A 16621-nucleotide genomic window follows, 5' to 3' on the forward strand; every position below is an offset into this window, starting at 1 on the left:
TAATCTATATCAAAAAAACTGATTTTATTAAACTGAAGTTTTGACAAAAATTCTAATTTTTCTGACTAAAGTAAAAATTTATATTTAAAGTTAAATATTTAGTGCTTTTATCAGCTTAAAAGCGATATTTCTACAATTTAAAGTAAATTATTTGATATATAATACAAATTATAGATTGATACACTCGCCACTTTTTTTAATCTCTCAACGCCAATTTAGGATAAGAGAAGTTGTTCTGGAGCTAAAGCATGATAGTGGACTAATGGTATGGACCTCCTGATATAGAGAATGAAAAGCAGTTGCTAATCTTCTAGGGTTAATATTTAACATATTAAAACAACAATTAAGGAGGTCCATATGGAGGTTACTACAATTGGTATAGATATTGCAAAAAGAATTTTTCAAATTCATGGTGTAGATAAAAATGGCAAGACAGTATTAAAGAAAAAATTGATGAGAGATCAGGTTTTGACATTTATGGCTAATTTACCACAATGTTTAGTAGGGATGGAAGCTTGTGGTGGTTCTAGTTATTGGGCAAGAGAAATAACTAAATTAGGGCATGAAGTAAAACTAATGGCACCGCAATTTGTCAAACCATATGTTAAAACTAATAAAAATGATCAAGCAGATGCTGAAGCGATATGTGAAGCCGTGACAAGACCTAATATGAGATTTGTTGCAATTAAAACTATAGAGCAACAAGAAATTTTATCAATACATAGGGTAAGAGAGAGATTGGTAAAAAATCGTACAGCACTTGCTAATGAAATTAGGGGGCTACTACATGAGTTTGGTTTTATTGTTCCTCAAGGCATTAATAAGGTTATCACAAAATTAATTGAGATTTTAGATGCAGGGAAATTAAGCCAGTTAAGTTATCAAACATTTAGTGAACTAAAAGAAGAATTCTTAGATAATAACAGAAAAATAAAAGAGATAGAAAAACGAATGATGCTCCTCGCAGCAGAGCTACGAGGTATCTAAAAAAGTTTTAGTTGTTTCTTATGATATCACGAAGCAGAGCTTCGGGGAATTAAACCCTGAGAGATTAACAATGATAGCAAGTAACCTAACTCAATATCAACGATTAAGAGCTATACCTGGTCTTGGTTTAATTACTGCTACTGCTTTAATAGCATCAATAGGTAATGCTACAAGTTTTGAGAATGGCAGGCAATTATCGGCATGGCTAGGATTAGTGCCAAGACAACATTCAAGTGGTGGGAAGGATAAGCTGCTGGGAATTAGCAAGCGAGGTGATGTATACTTACGCACTTTATTAATTCAAGGGGCTAGAGCTGTACTAAATGGCTTTGTTGCATAAATAAGATTTGTAGAGCAAGAGTGGTGATAATCTGGTAAGATGTCCTGAATTAAAAATAATCCAGATTATATGAGATCTCGGAAGAAAGCCCCTTTTAGTAAATCACGCAAGTATTCTAAATATAAAATAACGAATTGGTCAGAATATAATAATTTTTTACGCAATAGGGGTCGCATAGATTTTATGATTGCCAGTGATTTGGCGATTGGCTGGTATGCTGTACAGAGAGGAAATGAAACGAGGAAGACCTAGACGCTATAGTGATCACGCTATATTACAGTGTTTGAAGATCAGATGCTTATTCGGTCTTAAGTTACGCCAAACCCAAGGCTTTATAAACTGGCTCTTTGAAATATCGGGTTTATCTATTAGATGTCCAGACTATACAACATTAAGTAAGCGTATGAAGTCATTAGATCTTAGGTATTTACATGGAAATCAAGATAAAGAATTTAGTTGTATTTCAATGGATAGTACAGGGATACAAGCCTACACAGGGAACGAATGGCTAGAAAATAAGCATGGTAAGCAATATAAGCGTCGCATATGGAAAAAGCTACATATCGTTATAGAAGATCAAGGTATGATACTTGCCGATAGTACCACAGAGCATACTATAGATGATAGATCACAGATTGGACTACTAATAGCTAATGTCAGAGCCAAGGATTTTCTGGGAGATCGAGGGTATGACGGTGAATCTACATATCAATTGTTGAGAAAGAAGAAGATAAAACCAGTTATTAGACCCCCAAACTCTTCAGTAAAAGTTCAATCGCTTAGGGATAAAACTGAGAGAGATGCAGCTGTTATATATCAACAAAACAAAGGATACCAAGCATGGAGGGTAAAGAATAATTATGGTAGAAGGGAGCGTGTAGAGAACACGTTCTTTCGATTTAAAACTTCTTTTGGTAGTAAGTTTCTATCAAGACATGATCAAAATATGACAAAAGAAATGTCTATTAAATGCCACTTATTAAACAAAATGTTTGAAATTGGTAAACCTATCTCTGTGCCTGTTGGCTAGGCTAGCATTGCGGGGTTAGGGGCAGTATATTCAAAAGCTTATTTATGCAACAAAGCCAGTACGCTCTGTATTTGGTTTAAGTCTAAATGAGCAGCTCTTACATTTTCTATTGCCTCTTTTACATTTAAGGTGGTCATACCTTCTAATCTATCTGCTAAATCCCACTTCTCAGGCAATAAGTCCTTGTGAATACTGCCACCAAATTGTAGTCTTGTTGGATCAACAACGCTCACAAATCCTATATGATCATTTGCTTTGTTAATCTTGTCCTTTATCACCTCTGCAGCTTTAAAGCCCGGTTGATCATTATCGGGCCATATTAGAGCATACTACTACTAAAGCATATTCTCCTCAAACAAACGGTATGTGTGAGCGTTTTAATAAAACCATGAAACAAGAATTCTTTGATACAGCTATGCGGAAAAAGATTTATACAGATCTTGATGACCTACAATTAGATCTTGATATCTGGCTAGAGTATTTCAATAATGAAAGACCTCATTCTGGTAAATATTGTTATGGAAAAACTCCTATGCAAACTTTTAAGGATAGTAAGAAATTAGCTGTTGAAAAGAATAATGAAATCTTGTATCTTGAATATGTATCTGACAGTCAAAATTTAACTGACAATCAGGGGCAAAATTTATAGTGTCTGTAAGATCAAATCTTAACTTCTACAAATTGTCAGGTTCTTATATGCAGAAATTCTTCATCACCCTTGGATTACTCATAACCATAATCGGACTTGTTTGGCCTCTCTTATCTCATCTTAAACTCGGCAGGCTTCCAGGTGATTTTTTCTTTCAAAAAGGTAACTTCTCTTTCTTCTGCCCCTTAACCTCTTGCCTCCTCTTGAGTGTCTTCATCTCTTTGCTCATATTCCTATTCGATAAATATTTCTAACATTACATATATCTATATAAACTTCTGTATCATCATCACATTTATGCTATAATAATTTACATACAAATATTAGTAGCTAATCATAGCAGTTTCAAAATTCTTAAAGTCATAAAAAATGATGTCTCCTTCGTGGAATGAGAAGTGTATTCATGCAACCTTTACTAAGGTAAAAACAGAAATTAAAGAGCTGCGATTAGAAAAAGCACTAGAACATACAATGACTATAAGATTATAAGGATTTGCAAGCATGACCAACGAACATAATAATCAACAACAGTTAGAAAATAGCTGTTCTTCTGAACGTCCAAGGCATGATGAATTATTTAAAAAGGTTATGAGTGAGCCGGTCGCTGCTCGTGAGTTTCTAGAGCATTATTTGCCAGTGTCATTCAAGAACAAGATTAATCTAAATAGTGTTAAAATAGAAAAAGAAAGCTTTGTTACTGAAGATTTAAGGAAAAGATTAAGTGATGTTGTTTACTCTGTTTCTTTAAAACAAGATAATGTCGCAGCTGGTAATACAGACAGTACCAACAAAAACATTAATAATATAGAAGATATAGAACATAATAAAGCTTATGTCTACGTACTTATAGAACATCAGTCTAGTAGCGATTACTGGATCTCTTTTAGACTTTGGCAGTATATGCTTCTTTTATGTGAAAGACATAAGGATAATACAAAAGAAAAAAGTAAGTTGCCTCTAATATGTCCTATCGTAGTATATGCAAATGATAAACCTTATAATGCTCCAAGGAGCTTTTGGGAATTATTTGAAGATACTAAGACTGCTAAAGCTCTAATGTCAGATGAATACTTACTCGTAGATTTACAACAACAAAGTGATAATGAGATAGAGCAAAAGAAGCATCTTGGTATGATGGAGTATATGCTCAAACATATCAAAGCTCGTGATATCTTAAATCTATGGCAAAGTCTACTTGAGAAGTTTGAAAGTAGTATTGAAATAGATAAGGAAAATGGCTACATTTACATTAAATGGTTATTATGGTATAGTGATGCTAAAATAGCTGAAGATAAACAAGTGGAGCTTGCTAAAATCATAGCTAGCTACTTAAAAAAAGAAGATCAAGAGGGACTTATGAGAACTATTGCTGATAAATATATTGATGAGGGCGTTCAAAAAGGAATGGTCCAAGGCATGCAGATCGGAGAAGCTAAAGGCATGCAGATTGGTAGAAATGAGGGCATGCAGATTGGGGAAGCTAAAGGAAAATATGAAGTAGCTAAAAATATGCTTGCTGCTGGCTCTGATTATGATTTTATTTCTCAAGTTACCGGTTTATCTATTGCTGAAATCAACAAACTAAGCAATGAGTCATAAGCATTATGCAAACTGCTAGATCCACATTAAAGCTTACAATGCCGCTGCAAACTATTTTACCTCAACTACCACAAAAACAAGTAGTGGTCATCGATAAAAATATGCTGCAGCAAAAAACGGCTAATACTAAACCTACTAAATATCTCAAGCCTAATGCTTGCAACAATAAAGTCGCTAAAGCACAAATATTAGCACAAGAACAACAAGAAGCTTTAAAAGCTAAACTTGCAAGATGGAAAGCAGAATACAAACAAGTTTTAAAACTACTACAAACAAAATACCCTTTATGCTTCTCTATCCCTGCAAAACCTCTAGCTATAGGTATTCATAAAGAAATTATAGATGCAGAAAAGGATAATTTCTCAAACCAACAAATTCGCAGATTTTTTAAAAGATATTGCTCTGATAAAAGATACAAAAAACGGAAAGTTCTATAATTAATTAAGCCAGATATAATCAATTTTTAATCTCTCAGGGTTTAATTCCCCGAAGCTCTGCTTCGTGATATCATAAGAAACAACTAAAACTTTTTTAGATACCTCGTAGCTCTGCTGCGAGGAGCATCATTTAACGATAGATGAAAGATTTAAAATATACGAAATGAATAAGAGTGGTTATAGCTCGCGATATATAGGGACAAAGATTGGCCGTGATAAAAGCACTATATGTTATGAACTCAAGAGAATGAGGCATAATTATAGACCAGATAGGGCTAACACACTTGCTTGCAGTTTAAGGCAAGGTAAGAGAAAAAGAAAATTAGATATTGATAATAATTTACGAGCAGAAATAATAAAGCAGTTAACACAGGGTATTTCACCAGATATAATTTCAGGTAGACGTAAACTATCACGAGATACTGTCAATATTTCTACAGAGAGTATATACCAGTTTATTTATACATCTCCTATAGCACAAAGGCAAAAATTATATTTATCTTTAGCAAGAAAAAGGAAAAATAGGTTGCATCATGGTACAAGAATCAGAAACAAAAGAATTACAATACCAAATCGAGTTTCCATTACTGAAAGACCAGAGATAAATAGAAAGATAGCAGCAATAGGTCATTTAGAAGGTGATTTAACTTTTAACAAAGGTAATCAAAGTCGTAATATAGGCGCTCTTGTGGATATCAGAACACAAAAAGTGTTTCTCACTTTAAACCGTTCAAAAAGAACACAAGATGTGATTGGTAACATGAATAAAAAACTTAAACAATTGTCGCATATAATCAAAAGCATAACGTTAGATAATGGCAAAGAATTTACCAATCATGAACAACTATTGCCAAAATCTGAACGAAAAGTATATTTTTGCAATCCTTATTCTCCATGGCAAAAACCATTGATAGAGAAGATTAACTCAATGGTGCACAGAGTATACTCTAAATCTTTAGATATAAAAAAATTAACAATAAAGCAATTACAAGAAATTGAGGATTTGGAAAGTTCTATAATTAATTAAGCCAGATATAATCAATTTTTAATCTCTCAGGGTTTAATTCCCCGAAGCTCTGCTTCGTGATATCATAAGAAACAACTAAAACTTTTTTAGATACCTCGTAGCTCTGCTGCGAGGAGCATCATTTAAATATAGATATATCATGGCTCATTTAACGATAGATGCAAGATTTAAAATATACGAAATGAATAAGAGTGGTTATAGCTCGCGATATATAGGGACAAAGATTGGCCGTGATAAAAGCACTATATGTTATGAACTCAAGAGAATGAGGCATAATTATAGACCAGATAGGGCTAACACACTTGCTTGCAGTTTAAGGCAAGGTAAGAGAAAAAGAAAATTAGATATTGATAATAATTTACGAGCAGAAATAATAAAGCAGTTAACACAGGGTATTTCACCAGATATAATTTCAGGTAGACGTAAACTATCACGAGATACTGTCAATATTTCTACAGAGAGTATATACCAGTTTATTTATACATCTCCTATAGCACAAAGGCAAAAATTATATTTATCTTTAGCAAGAAAAAGGAAAAATAGGTTGCATCATGGTACAAGAATCAGAAACAAAAGAATTACAATACCACATCGAGTTTCCATTACTGAAAGACCAGAGATAAATAGAAAGATAGCAGCAATAGGTCATTTAGAAGGTGATTTAACTTTTAACAAAGGTAATCAAAGTCGTAATATAGGCGCTCTTGTGGATATCAGAACACAAAAAGTGTTTCTCACTTTAAACCGTTCAAAAAGAACACAAGATGTGATTGGTAACATGAATAAAAAACTTAAACAATTGTCGCATATAATCAAAAGCATAACGTTAGATAATGGCAAAGAATTTACCAATCATGAACAACTATTGCCAAAATCTGAACGAAAAGTATATTTTTGCAATCCTTATTCTCCATGGCAAAAACCATTGATAGAGAAGATTACTCAATGGTGCACAGAGTATACTCTAAATCTTTAGATATAAAAAAATTAACAATAAAGCAATTACAAGAAATTGAGGATTTTTTAAATAATTTACCAAGAAAAGTGCTCGGTTATAAAACACCCAATGAGGTATGGGAAGAAAATATAAATCTGGCTTAATTAATACTGGAATTTACCCCTTTGTACATATCTTATCCGCCCTAATTGCATACTGTATGAAACCTAACAAACCTGCTATATCTCAAAATTAGCTAATCCAGAATTCAGGTTACAAATAGATACTACAGTGAGTAGCAAGAAAGATTCCAAGAAAGCAATTGATCGTACATATATAGCTAACACGGAAATGTTTCTACCACAGATTAGGAAAAACTTAGGCATTGATCAATAATTTTACGTAAACAGTTTTTAAAGTTAGTCCAGCAATGTTTAATAGGATTTAGATCTGGTGAATATGTGAGTAAATACAAAAACTATGGTAAAAACCTTTCCGCGTTAGCTATATTAGACAGAATGCTAATAACCGACCAGTTGCGGGTTATGAATATAGTGTAGTTTGCATCGGTGCTCAGCCTAAATGGGCTGTACCAATATCTATAAATAGAGTAAAATCAGATGAGAATAAGTATAGCAAAGGTAGCAACTGAAGTTTTGACAAAAAATTTTTATTAAGTTGTAATAGTTGAGATTATATCTTACATTTAGTAAAATAAATTAATTATTAAATGGAGATAAAGAATGAACTTAAATCAAAAAATAATAAAACCAAAATTAGGTTTACTTGAATTAGCTAAGAGCCTTGGTAGTATATCATCAGCATGTAAAGCGATGGGATATAGTAGAGATAGTTATTACAGATTTAAAGAACTGTATGAAACTGGTGGCGAAGAAGCGTTGTATGAAATTAGTCGAAGAAAGCCAATAATAGCGAATAGAGTTGATCCTGCTGTAGAGAAAGCAGTACTAGATATGGCAATAGAATATCCAGCATATGGTCAGCTAAGAGTATCAAATGAGCTTAAAAAGACAGGTGTACTTGTATCACCTGGGGGAGTAAGATCAATTTGGTTACGTAATGATTTAAACAACATCAGTAAAAGACTTAAAGCATTAGAAGCAAAAATGGCTCAAGATGGTATTGTGCTTACTGAGGCACAATTACAAGTGCTAGAGAAGCGTCGTAATGAAAAAGAAGCTCATGGAGAAATTGAGACACAGCATCCAGGGTATCTAGGATGCCAAGATACATATTATGTAGGCAACTTTAAGGGTATAGGTAAGGTTTATTCTCAGGTATTTATTGATAGCTACAGCAGAGTAGCTGATGTTAAACTATATACTGATAAAACAGCTTTAACTGCTGCTGATATGCTTAATGACCGAGTGTTACCATGGTATGAGACTCAAGGGATACCAATACTTCGTATTCTGACAGATCGTGGGTCAGAATATAAGGGGAATATAGAGCATCATGCTTTTGAATTATTTCTAAGTATCGAAGGTATAGAGCATACTACTACTAAAGCATATTCTCCTCAAACAAACGGTATGTGTGAGCGTTTTAATAAAACCATGAAACAAGAATTCTTTGATACAGCTATGCGGAAAAAGATTTATACAGATCTTGATGACCTACAATTAGATCTTGATATCTGGCTAGAGTATTTCAATAATGAAAGACCTCATTCTGGTAAATATTGTTATGGAAAAACTCCTATGCAAACTTTTAAACCTGAATTCTGGATTAATCTAGGTTTGGAAGTAAGTATTTACAAGGGATAGAAGATACTCTATATAATTTTTAGCAAAAAAACAAGAGTATCCCCATGAAGAAAGATATTACTGCATTATTTTGTTTTGTCGATGATTTTTGTAAAATTAGCGAGCAGTGGATTAATAAATCATTTCTACCATTAATCTCTCAGGGTTTAATTCCCCGAAGCTCTGCTTCGTGATATCATAAGAAACAACTAAAACTTTTTTAGATACCTCGTAGCTCTGCTGCGAGGAGCATCATTGAATAAAAACCCTACAAGAAAGCCTGAAATAAGCTATTCTGAGCTGTTAACAATAGTGCTTTTATACCATCAATCACCTTGTAAAAACTTTAAATATTTTTATATGTCCTATCTACAATTATATAAATCAGACTTTGTAACTCTTCCATCATATACTCGTTTTATAGCTCTAAAACCAAGAGTTCTGAGTTATTTAGTTTTATTACTTGAATGGTATATGCAGGCAGCTCAATCTACGGGAGTTTCTTATATTGACGCCACATCTTTAGAGGTTTGTCATCGAAAAAGAATCTCTCGTAATAAAGTCTTTGCCGGTATTGCTGCTTTGGGTAAAACAACAAAAAGTTGGTTTTTTGGTCTAAAATTACATTTGGTTATTAACGAAAAAGGTGAGATTCAAGGTCTAAAACTAACGCCTGGTAATGTAGATGATAGAGCGCCGGTTTCGATAATCACCAAACATATCACGGGATTATTGTTTGGCGATAAGGGTTATATCAAACAGGAGCTCTTTGATGATCTATACAGCAAAGGAATCAAGTTAGTAACTGGCATAAAGAAGAAAATGAAGAATAAACTTATGCCATTATTTGAAAAAATATTATTACGCAAACGCTCAATTATCGAAACAGTATTTAGTGTGCTGAAGGGTGCTTTCGAGATCGAACATACAAGACATAGATCAATTTGGAATGCCTTTGTACATATCTTATCCGCCCTAATTGCATACTGTATGAAACCTAACAAACCTGCTATATCTCAAAATTAGCTAATCCAGAATTCAGGTTTTAAGGATAGTAAGAAATTAGCTGTTGAAAAGAATAATGAAATCTTGTACCTTGAATATGTATCTGACAGTCAAAATTTAACTGACAATCAGGGGCAAAATTTATAGTGTCTGTAAGATCAAATCTTAACTTCTACAATTAAGTTCTATAAATTTTTTAAATCCCTCTATGTCTCTTATTATTCTACGATGTCCTGTATGATAACCACTTTTTGCTTTGACATCGCCAGTTTGTTTCTTTAATTTTTTCCACTCTATTATAGTCTTCCTACTAATAGAGTATATCTCTGCAGTCTCTTTTATTGTTTTACCATCTGTTAAACTTTTTATTACTCGTATTCTTAAATCGTATGAATATGCCTTTGCCATAAGTTTTTCATTTAGTATAATCCAACTCATACTATAAGTCACTACCTTATCGCATTAAGCTATACGGCTAGAATAAGCTTTAGCTTGATATGCGACTTTTAGTCGCTATAAACCAAACTCTTTCATCTCTCAGATGAAAGTGATTGATTAAATAAACCTATTATAAGCATTTATAGTTTGTATGGGAATATTTATGGACGCTGCATGATAGATATCAGAACATAAATATTTTAGTTCGGATGCAAGTTGATCTTCATAAGTTTCAATCATCCATGCTTTGTAATTATCTGTAGGATGGGTAGACCATCGGTAACCCCTAGCTTTAAGTAAATCCTTAGTATCAAAAGGAGCATATTTTGCCCAAATTCTAGACCTTATTTTATGACAGCTATCAAGTAAGTCTTTTAATACTGGTCGTTCAGAAATAGGTAAAGTTTGTGCTAATATATGTAAACCAGCTAAGCAATCAATCACAGCCCTATGACCTTCATAGAAAAAATTATATTTGTAGGCAAGATATTCTAACTTCTGACTTTCTATTTTCTCAGCTTTCCAGTCAATATCAATTCGTGAACATCCCCAAGCCTTTTTAGGGATAGTAGGAAACATTGTTTCAAAGAATGGTCGGTCAAACTGAGCGTTGTGTGCAATGATAATATCCACTTCTTCTAAAAACTTACCTACAGCACATGGATCAATATTTTGATCCTTTACCATTTCATCGGTGATGCCAGTAAGTTCAGTAATATGGCTTGCTATAGGTTCTTGCGGATCTTGATAACCATTAAACTCATCAAGAATTCTATAAACATTACCGCTTTTACAATATTCAAACTTGATCATCCCAAGTTCAAGAATTTTATTCGTATGATGAGATAAACCTGTAGTTTCAGTATCTAAGAATACCCCAATTTGCTTTTGTACCGAATCATCAATTTTATAAAAATTAGGTTTTTGATATTTTCGAATAATTTTAAATTGATGTGGATGTTCAAGAAGCAGGGCAAGTTGTTCTATGTTATGTATCCCCACAGCATTTAAACCTGCTCTGGAATATTTAAATGTTGAAATTGTATCTTCTGCTATTTCGTCATCTCTATACATTCTGCTTATGCCTTTTAATTAACACTGGTATTTCTGTTTTAGTCACTAGCGTTGCAGGCAAGCCATCAAGATTAAATCTCTGTGCTCCTTCTACCAGTTTTTCTTTATGATGCTCCTCGCAGCAGAGCTACGAGGTATCTATCCAAAAAGCTTTAACTGTTTTTGTTGAAATGCTTTATAAGAAGGTTTGCCTGAACCTTGATTCTGTACATAATTACGTAATTTCTGCTCATCACCATGTTTACCTACTGTGCTCATAAAATATCCCTTACTCCAAAAATCCCTTACTCCAAAACTCACTTCCCCATAATTTTTCTTTAAGATTTGGATATTTCTCAAACATTTTCTTAGTAAGTAATACTTTTTATGATTTGAGTTATTTTTGTTGGGCTATACATTGGTATTGACTGTAATAAAAAATGTACGTGATCTTTATCTACTCCTATTTCTAAAAACCTAATTTCATAACGATCTTCTATGTGCTCACAAATTTTACACAAATAATCATCTCGTTCTTGATTGAATATTACTCTTCTATACTTTGCCGGCGTTACTAAATGATATATTAGTACTGTGACATTATGACTCTTATGTATATAACTGCTTTCTTCCATTCAAGTAGTACATCACGAAGCAGAGCTTCGGGGAATTAAACCCTGAGAGATTAATTGTTCCTTACAATCCAGCAGTATCCCGTAAAGAATATAAGCACTTTCTGGGTATAGATAATCAAGACCAGCTTTAACAAATAATCCTCCTAGCATAATCTTTTTTCTAGCGTCAGCTTTGCGATCAAAAGTAACTGCTTTTTGTAATTGCATACGAGTATACCATAATTTCTTTGTGATTAATTTAATCATCTTTTGTGTTTTCTGATTTTGGTTTGCTGGGCATTTTCATTTTTCCCCCTAAACTTTTAAACTCATGCAAGATTGGATGATTTTTATCATCAATATTTTTTACAAACTTTAGAAACCCAATTAGCAATCTATCATCAATAGTTAAAGCATTACATGCTTTAAAGATATTAAACAATTCTTCTTTTCGTTTTTGAAGTAACTGAGTTTGTTGATGCTCTAATTGTGCTTCTATTTTAGCAATACGTTCTTTTTTAAGTTGCTGTAAATTAGAAAGTTTAGTACTTGTTGCAATAGCTTTAGTTGCCATTAGTTCCTCTTACTTTAGAAATTTAATGCAATCTTTGATATTTAATACTAAATCAGTATACCAGTATCAGCAACATATAGTCAAGGAAAAGCAAGTATCACCTATATTTTTTTACAGATATTACGGGGATAGTGGACTGAAAAATCAAGACAAAAAAATGGGTAGTATGTTTTCCTAATTTTTCGATTATCAGGCAGCAATTTGCTGATAATTTTGCATATAATTCAGATATACATTCATAGGCTTTTTATAACCAATACTTGAATGAAATCTGTGATAATTATATTTATTCAGATAATGATCAATCCCCTCTTTTAACGCTTTAACATTGTTAAAATCATTAATAAAGATACAATTATATTTTAAAGTTCTAAAAACCCTTTCTATTACTATACTGAAGTTTTGACAAAAATTCTAATTTTTCTGACTAAAGTAAAAATTTATATTTAAAGATGAAGAACTCGGCCGCAAGCGACCGAGTTTCAAAATAGGTTAAACTGCTTTGTTTCTTTTTCAATTTTATCCATTGCGTTTAGTTGATTTTGGTATCCACACAAAGTGATACATTATTCTAAAAACATGATGACTATTACGCCTCAATTCCATTCTACTAAATTATAATATGCCAACGCTTATATTATAACGCTATCCATCTAGGGAGCAAGCTCCCTAGATTTTCGCTATGCGGTTAAATATTTAGTGCTTTTATCAGCTTAAAAGCGATATTTCTACAATTTAAAGTAAATTATTGGATATATAATACAAATTATAGATTGATACACTCGCCACTTTTTTTAATAAAAATTTTTTGTCAAAACTTCAGTCACTTATCCATAAGCCTAAAATATCCTTTCTGCCAGATAAATCTATTCCTAAAGCTACATATACTGATTTATTAATAATAAGTTTATCTTGTCTTACTTTCACTACTAAACAGTCAAAATATACTATAGGGTATACTGATTCAAGAGGTCTACTCTGCCAAATCTTGACCTCATCTATTACTTCATCTGTAATCCTGCTGATTAGGCTCTCACTGATCTCAGCTCCATATATAGCTAACGCGGAAAGGTTTTTACCATAGTTTTTGTATTTACTCACATATTCACCAGATCTAAATCCTAAATGATGCTCCTCGCAGCAGAGCTACGAGGTATCTAAAAAAGTTTTAGTTGTTTCTTATGATATAGCTAACACGGAAATGTTTCTACCATAGATTAGGAAAAACTTAGGCATTGATCAATAATTTTATGTAAACAGTTTTTAAAGTTAGTCCAGCAATGTTTAATAGGATTTAGATCTGGTGAATATGTGAGTAAATACAAAAACTATGGTAAAAACCTTTTCGCGTTAGCTATATCACGAAGCAGAGCTTCGGGGAATTAAACCCTGAGAGATTAATAGAAAAAGCGGGTTGTACTCTTATTTATCTACCGGTCTATTCTCCAGATTTAAATTCTATTGAACACTGTTGGGCTAATTTTAAAAATTACTTGAGAAAAATTATTAAAAACTTTAAAGATTTTCGTGATGCAATAACGGCAGCAATGGTAAAAACCTTCCCGTGTTAGCTATATATTTTTAATTACTTCTAATATAGGCTCAACAAAAATTTACACAATCATTGCAAAAAACTCGACAATTGATTATATTACCAAAAAATGGTCTATGCCTATCCCCAATTGGAATGAAGCTATGGCTCATTTTATGATCAAATTTGATGGTAGGATTTAATGGCTCACGAAATTTACACAATTGATGAAACAGAGCCTATCTATAGCTCGGCTATCAGGATTATTTGCTAAAAATTCAATTATATTCTCCTTATTAGTAAACCTAGCATCACGTCCACTTTGTAGATGTTGTCTTGAGCTGTAGTCTCCATTTTCTTTATAACGTCTAATCCAATTTGATATCGTATGACGCTCTATACCTAATAAGTCTGATATTGCTTTTATTCTATATTTAGAGGTTTTGTGAAGACTGATTACCCTATCTCTTAAATCCTGACTGTATGCTTTCATCTCTACCGTAGTTAAAATCATTATCTTACATTATTCTAAGGAATAATTCTAGTCGCGTTAGCTATAACATAGCGTAAGTCTTGCTATTATTTTTGCGTAAGTTCTTGTAATGAATAAATTATTATGATAACCATAATTTATGAGGGTGATGTAACCAATGTTTGGTATGTGCGTAGTTCAAAGCATTGGATAATTGTTGGTACGCACGGCTTTGTTGCATAAATAAGCTTTTGAATATACTGCCCCTAACCCCGCAATGCTAGCCTAGCCAACAGGCACAGAGATAGGTTTACCAATTTCAAACATTTTGTTTAATAAGTGGCATTTAATAGACATTTCTTTTGTCATATTTTGATCATGTCTTGATAGAAACTTACTACCAAAAGAAGTTTTAAATCGAAAGAACGTGTTCTCTACACGCTCCCTTCTACCATAATTATTCTTTACCCTCCATGCTTGGTAGTCCGTCCGCCAAAACTCTACAAGCCTTATAGATAATATGGTTTTAAGACAAGAAGTAATACAACAATCCGTAAGAAAATGATAAAATATGGTCATAAACCTTATGGATTTCAGTCAATGCCAATAGACAACATTATCAAATCGCAAGAACAAGGGAAACTGTTTGGTTATAAATTAAAAGAAGAATTAAACCCAAATAATAAGCTATATAAATTAAGAGAATTAATAAATTGGTCTAGGCTCGAAGAGTGGTTATCAAAAAATGTTTGTATTAAGAAATTTGGTAGAAATAGAAAATGTCATAGAGTGATGCTTGGCATAACGATGCTACAAGCAATGTATAATTTTTCAGATTCATTATCAGAGGAAGAGCTAAAAGAGAATATGTATTGGCAGTATTTCTGCGGGTGGGAATATATAGAAAAAGACATAGCTATCTCGGAAACTAGTATACGACGGTTTCGTAGTGTATTAGGTGAAGCTGGATATAATGAGATATTATCGGAGTTGATCAGGGTTGGGATAAAAACTAACACAATTAAAAAAAAAGATTTGGAATTAATCATCGCTGATACGACTGTACAAATTAAGAATATCAAACACCCACACGATGTTTATTTAATGGATAAAGCTAGGCTTAGCATAGTAAAGCTTTGCAACAGTTTGGGTATACATTTGAATGAAACATACGCTAGAACCTATAAACGCGATATAGTAAAGCTATGGAAATATAAAGAACATAGTAAAGCCAAGAAGCGTTGGAAAATAATGAAGCATTTAAAAATATTACTGGGTCGTTTGATTAGAGTATGTGAGCGTGAGATCAAAAATAAGCAATTAAACTTGTCTCTCAAAAATCAAGAAGTATTGCAAAAAATAAAACAAATACATAACCAATCTGTTTTAAAAAGAGAAGCTAAAAAGCAATATAAAGAAGATAACAAAGTATTATATAGTTTTCATGCCCCTGAAGTAGAGTGTATAGGAAAGGGAAAACGCAACAAGCCATATGAGTTTGGCAATAAAGTAGCGGTAGTAGTAAGTGGTCGTAGAAATTTTGTTTTATCCGCAAAATCGTTTCATAATAATCCTTATGATGGTCATACATTGCATCAGAGCTTTGAAGCAGTAGAGAGTGTCACTGGAATCAAGATAAAGAAATCATTTGTTGATCTTGGGTATAGTGGTAGCAATGTAAAGGAGAAGAGTAAGGTATATACCCCAAAAACGCGGAAGAAGTTGTTACAAGAGGACAAGTCTATGATCAAGAGACGCAGTGCCATAGAACCAATAATAGGTCACTTAAAGCAATATGGTCGGATGGGTAGAAACTTCTTGAAAGGTATGATAGGAGATATTATCAATCCAATAATCTCTGCTATTGGTTTGAATTTACGATGCATTGCAAATCATTTACAAATCGTGTCTAACTCCACATAAATCAAAAATATCATCATGCAAAAACTAGATGAACGATAAAAAATCGTTAACAATAGCTCCATATCAAAATTAGACCAACACAGAAATGTATCAGTAAAAATTAACATAACTTAATGATGCTCCTCGCAGCAGAGCTACGAGGTATCTAAAAAAGTTTTAGTTGTTTCTTATGATATCACGAAGCAGAGCTTCGGGGAATTAAACCCTGAGAGATTAATTTTTATTGAAAATCTTAGCAA

At 32.8% G+C, this 16621-nt stretch carries 17 protein-coding genes and 6 pseudogenes; 13 read left to right on the forward strand and 10 right to left on the reverse strand.

Annotated elements, in window-relative coordinates:
• Positions 1-357: 357 nt before the first annotated feature.
• The 3 genes and pseudogenes from AAHI98_RS18845 (at position 358) to AAHI98_RS14795 (ending at position 2357) form a co-directional block, all read left to right on the forward strand.
• Positions 358-1327, forward strand: a pseudogene (locus tag AAHI98_RS18845) (IS110 family RNA-guided transposase).
• Positions 1328-1396: 69 nt separating this feature from the next.
• The gene (locus AAHI98_RS14790; RefSeq protein WP_342225243.1) at positions 1397-1579 is read left to right on the forward strand and encodes a hypothetical protein; all 183 of its coding nucleotides are present in this window, start codon (positions 1397-1399) and stop codon (positions 1577-1579) included.
• A complete protein-coding gene (locus AAHI98_RS14795; RefSeq protein WP_342225244.1) occupies positions 1542-2357 on the forward strand; it encodes an IS5 family transposase in 816 nt (271 codons plus the stop codon). The genes AAHI98_RS14790 and AAHI98_RS14795 overlap by 38 nt, the downstream gene beginning before the upstream one ends.
• Before the next feature lie 38 nt (positions 2358-2395).
• On the opposite strand, the gene AAHI98_RS14800 is transcribed toward AAHI98_RS14795, so the two are convergent.
• On the reverse strand, positions 2396-2635 hold the full coding sequence (locus tag AAHI98_RS14800) for a hypothetical protein (protein WP_342226322.1): 240 nt from the start codon (positions 2633-2635) through the stop codon (positions 2396-2398).
• A 41-nt stretch (positions 2636-2676) separates the two neighbouring features.
• Here AAHI98_RS14800 and AAHI98_RS14805 point away from each other — a divergent pair.
• From AAHI98_RS14805 to AAHI98_RS14845, 8 genes and pseudogenes are all read left to right on the forward strand, one after another.
• Positions 2677-3006: pseudogene (locus AAHI98_RS14805) on the forward strand (integrase core domain-containing protein); the annotation flags it as partial.
• A 47-nt stretch (positions 3007-3053) separates the two neighbouring features.
• A complete protein-coding gene (locus tag AAHI98_RS14810; protein WP_342226323.1) occupies positions 3054-3260 on the forward strand; it encodes a DUF2905 domain-containing protein in 207 nt (68 codons plus the stop codon).
• A gap of 247 nt (positions 3261-3507) precedes the next feature.
• Positions 3508-4605: an Rpn family recombination-promoting nuclease/putative transposase gene (locus AAHI98_RS14815; RefSeq protein ID WP_342226324.1), complete on the forward strand. Its 1098-nt coding sequence runs from the start codon at positions 3508-3510 to the stop codon at positions 4603-4605.
• A 5-nt stretch (positions 4606-4610) separates the two neighbouring features.
• Positions 4611-5042 carry a ProQ/FINO family protein gene (locus AAHI98_RS14820; RefSeq protein WP_342226325.1) on the forward strand — a complete coding sequence of 144 codons (432 nt, stop codon included), beginning with the start codon at positions 4611-4613 and terminating at the stop codon, positions 5040-5042.
• A 136-nt stretch (positions 5043-5178) separates the two neighbouring features.
• Entirely contained in the window at positions 5179-6069 is an 891-nt protein-coding gene (locus AAHI98_RS14825; RefSeq protein ID WP_342226669.1) for an IS30 family transposase, read from the forward strand.
• A 139-nt stretch (positions 6070-6208) separates the two neighbouring features.
• Positions 6209-7170, forward strand: a pseudogene (locus tag AAHI98_RS14830) (IS30 family transposase).
• Positions 7171-7749: 579 nt separating this feature from the next.
• On the forward strand, positions 7750-8793 hold the full coding sequence (locus tag AAHI98_RS14840; protein ID WP_342226327.1) for an IS481 family transposase: 1044 nt from the start codon (positions 7750-7752) through the stop codon (positions 8791-8793).
• 44 nt (positions 8794-8837) lie between these two features.
• Positions 8838-9798: pseudogene (locus tag AAHI98_RS14845) on the forward strand (IS982 family transposase).
• Between the two features lie 144 nt (positions 9799-9942).
• Here AAHI98_RS14845 and AAHI98_RS14850 read toward each other — a convergent pair.
• The 7 genes and pseudogenes from AAHI98_RS14850 to AAHI98_RS14875 form a co-directional block, all read right to left on the reverse strand.
• Positions 9943-10215: an IS630 transposase-related protein gene (locus AAHI98_RS14850; protein ID WP_342226328.1), complete on the reverse strand. Its 273-nt coding sequence runs from the start codon at positions 10213-10215 to the stop codon at positions 9943-9945.
• A gap of 117 nt (positions 10216-10332) precedes the next feature.
• Positions 10333-11289 (reverse strand): 3'-5' exonuclease, encoded by a 957-nt coding sequence (locus AAHI98_RS14855; protein ID WP_342226329.1) that lies wholly within the window; start codon positions 11287-11289, stop codon positions 10333-10335.
• 138 nt (positions 11290-11427) lie between these two features.
• Positions 11428-11903, reverse strand: a pseudogene (gene tnpA, locus AAHI98_RS14860) (IS200/IS605 family transposase).
• A gap of 12 nt (positions 11904-11915) precedes the next feature.
• Positions 11916-12110 carry a conjugal transfer protein TraD gene (locus tag AAHI98_RS14865; RefSeq protein WP_342226330.1) on the reverse strand — a complete coding sequence of 65 codons (195 nt, stop codon included), beginning with the start codon at positions 12108-12110 and terminating at the stop codon, positions 11916-11918.
• A 31-nt stretch (positions 12111-12141) separates the two neighbouring features.
• The gene (locus AAHI98_RS14870) at positions 12142-12456 is read right to left on the reverse strand and encodes a hypothetical protein (RefSeq protein ID WP_342226331.1); all 315 of its coding nucleotides are present in this window, start codon (positions 12454-12456) and stop codon (positions 12142-12144) included.
• A gap of 189 nt (positions 12457-12645) precedes the next feature.
• Entirely contained in the window at positions 12646-12849 is a 204-nt protein-coding gene (locus AAHI98_RS18315; RefSeq protein ID WP_410526272.1) for an integrase core domain-containing protein, read from the reverse strand.
• Between the two features lie 432 nt (positions 12850-13281).
• Positions 13282-13512: pseudogene (locus tag AAHI98_RS14875) on the reverse strand (transposase); the annotation flags it as partial.
• Positions 13513-13856: 344 nt separating this feature from the next.
• Between AAHI98_RS14875 and AAHI98_RS14880 the strand changes: the two are divergent.
• Complete coding sequence (locus AAHI98_RS14880) at positions 13857-14027, forward strand: transposase (RefSeq protein WP_410526270.1); 171 nt, start codon at positions 13857-13859, stop codon at positions 14025-14027.
• 159 nt (positions 14028-14186) lie between these two features.
• Here the strand turns inward: AAHI98_RS14880 and AAHI98_RS14885 are convergent, their stop codons facing one another.
• Together AAHI98_RS14885 and AAHI98_RS14890 are read right to left on the reverse strand one after the other, a co-directional pair.
• Positions 14187-14501, reverse strand: coding sequence for a helix-turn-helix domain-containing protein (locus tag AAHI98_RS14885; RefSeq protein ID WP_342226332.1), 315 nt, complete (start codon positions 14499-14501; stop codon positions 14187-14189).
• A 243-nt stretch (positions 14502-14744) separates the two neighbouring features.
• Positions 14745-15038, reverse strand: a complete 294-nt coding sequence (locus AAHI98_RS14890) for a hypothetical protein (RefSeq protein ID WP_342226333.1) — start codon at positions 15036-15038, stop codon at positions 14745-14747.
• Here AAHI98_RS14890 and AAHI98_RS14895 point away from each other — a divergent pair.
• Complete coding sequence (locus AAHI98_RS14895) at positions 15021-16382, forward strand: IS5 family transposase (RefSeq protein WP_342224717.1); 1362 nt, start codon at positions 15021-15023, stop codon at positions 16380-16382. The genes AAHI98_RS14890 and AAHI98_RS14895 overlap by 18 nt on opposite strands.
• Positions 16383-16621: the final 239 nt, after the last annotated feature.

Origin of the sequence: Rickettsia endosymbiont of Urophora cardui, from assembly GCF_964030725.1 — a bacterium.
In the GTDB taxonomy this organism is placed as follows: domain Bacteria; phylum Pseudomonadota; class Alphaproteobacteria; order Rickettsiales; family Rickettsiaceae; genus Rickettsia.

What these genes read in the sequence shown, in the direction of transcription:
- AAHI98_RS14810 (WP_342226323.1), top strand. Translation starts at nt 3,054, where the DNA reads ATGCAGAAATTCTTCATCACCCTTGGATTACTCATAACCATAATCGGA.
- AAHI98_RS14890 (WP_342226333.1), bottom strand. Translation starts at nt 15,038, where the DNA reads ATGACCATATTTTATCATTTTCTTACGGATTGTTGTATTACTTCTTGT.
- AAHI98_RS14895 (WP_342224717.1), top strand. Translation starts at nt 15,021, where the DNA reads ATGATAAAATATGGTCATAAACCTTATGGATTTCAGTCAATGCCAATA.
- AAHI98_RS14865 (WP_342226330.1), bottom strand. Translation starts at nt 12,110, where the DNA reads ATGCAATTACAAAAAGCAGTTACTTTTGATCGCAAAGCTGACGCTAGA.
- AAHI98_RS14850 (WP_342226328.1), bottom strand. Translation starts at nt 10,215, where the DNA reads ATGAGTTGGATTATACTAAATGAAAAACTTATGGCAAAGGCATATTCA.
- AAHI98_RS14820 (WP_342226325.1), top strand. Translation starts at nt 4,611, where the DNA reads ATGCAAACTGCTAGATCCACATTAAAGCTTACAATGCCGCTGCAAACT.
- AAHI98_RS14870 (WP_342226331.1), bottom strand. Translation starts at nt 12,456, where the DNA reads ATGGCAACTAAAGCTATTGCAACAAGTACTAAACTTTCTAATTTACAG.
- AAHI98_RS14795 (WP_342225244.1), top strand. Translation starts at nt 1,542, where the DNA reads ATGCTGTACAGAGAGGAAATGAAACGAGGAAGACCTAGACGCTATAGT.
- AAHI98_RS14885 (WP_342226332.1), bottom strand. Translation starts at nt 14,501, where the DNA reads ATGATTTTAACTACGGTAGAGATGAAAGCATACAGTCAGGATTTAAGA.
- AAHI98_RS14855 (WP_342226329.1), bottom strand. Translation starts at nt 11,289, where the DNA reads ATGTATAGAGATGACGAAATAGCAGAAGATACAATTTCAACATTTAAA.
- AAHI98_RS14815 (WP_342226324.1), top strand. Translation starts at nt 3,508, where the DNA reads ATGACCAACGAACATAATAATCAACAACAGTTAGAAAATAGCTGTTCT.
- AAHI98_RS14790 (WP_342225243.1), top strand. Translation starts at nt 1,397, where the DNA reads ATGAGATCTCGGAAGAAAGCCCCTTTTAGTAAATCACGCAAGTATTCT.
- AAHI98_RS14840 (WP_342226327.1), top strand. Translation starts at nt 7,750, where the DNA reads ATGAACTTAAATCAAAAAATAATAAAACCAAAATTAGGTTTACTTGAA.